Consider the following 3,397-nt stretch of genomic DNA (forward strand, 5'->3'; position numbering starts at 1 on the left):
GGTTGAGCGTTACGCGATCCCTTGCTCTATCCTTCTGCTTGTAGTAGTCCAGAAGGTCAGCCTCGAACTGAGAGTTCAGTCGGTTCTGATAGCCCTGTGCCTCGATCTGTTCCTTGGTCATCATCATCGCTGCTGCGTTGTCCTTCTCCTTACCCTTGTTGGCAAGGAAGCCGCTAGCGACAGTACCAACACCCGAGATGATCGCACCCCACATGTTGCCATTACCGCCGCCACTGCTATTACTGAAACTATCCCACCAAGCCATTAGGCGCTCCTTACAGTGCTAGGGAAATACTTCCCAAGTACAGCCGCCCAGTTGCCGGTGAAGTAGTTCTGCATACCAGCAGCCACTTCTGGCGGGAACGTCTGTGGGTTATTGATCGCGGCATTAACGATCTGCTTGAACATGTCAGCAGCCGTACTGATCTGCATCTGAGAAAGCACACCATTAAACTCACGATTGTACTGCTGGCTATTGAGCCAGTCCTGCTGTTTAGCACCAGCATCCTGCAACCAATTCTTAAACTGATAGTCCTGAGCGGCCTGCTTGCCTGCAAGCTCCGCAGTAAGGATCTTATCGTTAACACTCTGCGTGCGGTTAAGAGCAGCCTGTTCAGCCTGATACTGAGCCTGAGCATTTTGCAGATTAGTCTGGTTCGCCATATTAGCATTATCTCGGCTAACTGTCAAGCCCCTATCGAACTCTGCCTGCTCACCCTGATAAGCCTGCTGCTCACGCTGGTTGTTAAGAGACATGATGTTGTTCAGGACGGGCTGAGCATTCTGGATGCTTGCCGCCTGAGCCGCACCAGCAGCAATAGACGAGTTACGCAAACCTCGACCAGCTGCCTGATTCAATCCCTGCTGCTGGGCGTTGCGCATGAAGGCGCTGTCCTGCGACAGAAGATCATTCAGATATCCCTGCACCACCTGACCAGACTGAGCCGAATCTTTAATCTGCGTGGGGTTCTGCTTGGTGTAATCTACTTCGACCGGGGTTGCGGTGGTGCCAGCCGGCGTAGTACCGGCTGGGTTCTTAGCAACATAGTCTTCTCCCACGATTGGAGTATCCGCACCGAGGGTTGAAATGTTAGCCATCAATTGCTCCTTGAGGATCAATCTGCATAACGATGACCTGAGCAACATACGAAGGTTCCGTTATCGGGCTACCCTCAGTGATGCTACCACTAATCTTAAACTTCGTACCGATACCCCAGTTGGCGTGATCGATGATCGAGGTTACGTTCTGCATTCTGTCATAGAAATACTTCTGCTTAGGCGGAAGTGAAATATCCTGCTTATACTCTTGCCATGGCATATCGTAGTCTGTCTCAATGGAACTGCTCTTGATATCCAAGGTAGCAACACCATAGCCCTGACCGTGAATGCGAGCTGAACGCACAACACCATTAACGTTACCGTTGTTGATGAAGGTGTGAGCCAGAACGAAGAAGTGATTCATCATCCTGCCATCATAGCCCCAGCCGTAGTCCAACCGGTACACCTGCTTCTCGTTGGGGATAGATCCGACAGTGCCGTCAAAGCCCTGCTCAGACAAACCTCTGTCCCAAACAACGTGCATCATCTCCTTACCACTATCACTCACTTCACTGGACCAAGCGAACGGAACTCGAATGGTTGTAGCGTTGGGTACATCCTGAATGGCGTAGTCCGAGAACATAGCTTTCGGGCCTTCCTGAGAGAAGCACATACTCACCACCTCTCCCGAGTTTAGGAACAGTCTGTACTGCATCTTCTCTCGGCAGGGCATGGCACAAGCAACTCCACCCAGCTCAATCGAGTCTGGCGTAGGCACAAGCTTAGGAGCCAGCCATGTACTAACCTTGAAAGAAGATCGCTGACCTACGAAGTCACCGTAGGCATTGCTTTGTTCCAGCGTAGAGATGCCTGCCGGATCAGTGAACACCGGCTGACCACTCACGTTGACAGCTGTGTAGTCGTAGGCACCAGCGTTGGGAACCACAGTCTTAGACTGATAGTTCTCGGTGCTAGTTCCCACAAGTCTGGAGATGGAACGCTTACCGAAGATCAGGGTACTATCGCTGGTACTTTCGAGAAGACCAGTGATCCGGTCACCTGTTGCAATTTCCGCAGCCCCAAGTACACCGTCGTAATTGTAAGGCTCCCCACCAACAGAAAGCATGATGCTACCGTCAGCAAAGCCCAGCACCAAGCTGTTACGAGCGTGCATAGACAGGTACTTAGGATTGTCCAGAGGGAGACTGTCTTGCGTGTAGATGTTTGCGTAGCTGTCTGGCTTAACCCAGAAGGCTCGGTAGACACCGTTGGTCCCATAGGTTTCATACATATCCTCCCTTGCGTAGAAGTTGTACGTGCCCCACTGGTATCTGGTTGACTGCCTGCGCAGCGCCATAGTACCTGCAAGGATCGGCCATACAGCATCCCCCACTACATCACCCACCTTGTTCGCAGGCGAAGCAGGAAGCGCGCTGTGGACTTCCCAAGTGTCCCCCGGTACCCATGCAGGGCCAGACACTACGGTGACGTTAGAGAGCTGCATACGCGGCTTCTTAGTACCAGCAGTCCAGCTACCGTCCAAGTCCGTAGCCACCCAGTTAGCAACCTCAGCAGAGATGACACTAGCCCCACTGGTGAAGTAGAGGGTGGTGACACCAGCAATGGGACCATCCTTATCTACCCACTTACCATTGTCGAAACGAATGGTGGGGGAAGGAACCACTGGGGTGTTACCTCTCACCATCTTAATGTCCGGGTTGTTAGCGAACACCATGTAGCCGTACTCACTCTCACCCTCGCTGGGGCTACCGAACGGGGTAGTCCATGCGGGCTCCAGACTTCCATCAGCATTGACAGGAATCCACAAGCTGGGGGTGAGCGCACTGACCGCACCAGTAGGTGCATAGTAAATCTCAACTCTGTCCGGTGCTCTGTCTTCCTTAGCCAGTAGTCTCCACATCTTGTTGTCGTAGGAGAAGATGGTGCCAACCTTTACGTTCTCCATACCAGCTGCGAGGAACTGGATGCTCATCGTATCCAGCACCTTCCACAAGCGATCACGCGAGTAGTTGATGCCAGCAACAGGAGTGGAGTCAGACAGCACCATATTTCTCAAAGTGGTGGAGTAGTCCCTAAGCTCCTGAGTGAACTGTTCCATATTAGTGGCCAGTGACTTACCGCTCGTACTACCGGAGGTAGCAGTGAAGAAGTAGGTGATGCCCAGGTTGTTCAGCAGGTAGACACGCTGGTTGTTGGTGATCGTATCAGTTCGGCGGAATGGAACATATTTTACTTCCATACCGTTGACAGCTACAACAACACCATAGTATACTGGTTTAGAGCTAAGAGCATCTAGGTTACCCAAGAGACTACCAATAGTGATTTTATCTTGATCTGC

General features: G+C 51.9%; 3 protein-coding genes. All 3 read right to left on the reverse strand.

The window, feature by feature from the left end; genetic code table 11:
- The coding region (locus RR877_RS09295) for a hypothetical protein (RefSeq protein ID WP_332628011.1) at positions 1–265 on the reverse strand (265 nt) is incomplete at its 3' end.
- On the reverse strand, positions 265–1,098 hold the full coding sequence (locus RR877_RS09300) for a hypothetical protein (RefSeq protein ID WP_332628013.1): 834 nt from the start codon (positions 1,096–1,098) through the stop codon (positions 265–267). The genes RR877_RS09295 and RR877_RS09300, both read right to left, overlap by 1 nt.
- Positions 1,091–3,397 (reverse strand): hypothetical protein (locus RR877_RS09305; protein WP_332628015.1); only part of this gene is annotated, 2,307 nt, incomplete at its 5' end. The genes RR877_RS09305 and RR877_RS09300, both read right to left, overlap by 8 nt.

The organism is Aurantimicrobium sp., from assembly GCF_036667855.1.
Taxonomy (GTDB): Bacteria; Actinomycetota; Actinomycetes; order Actinomycetales; family Microbacteriaceae; genus Aurantimicrobium.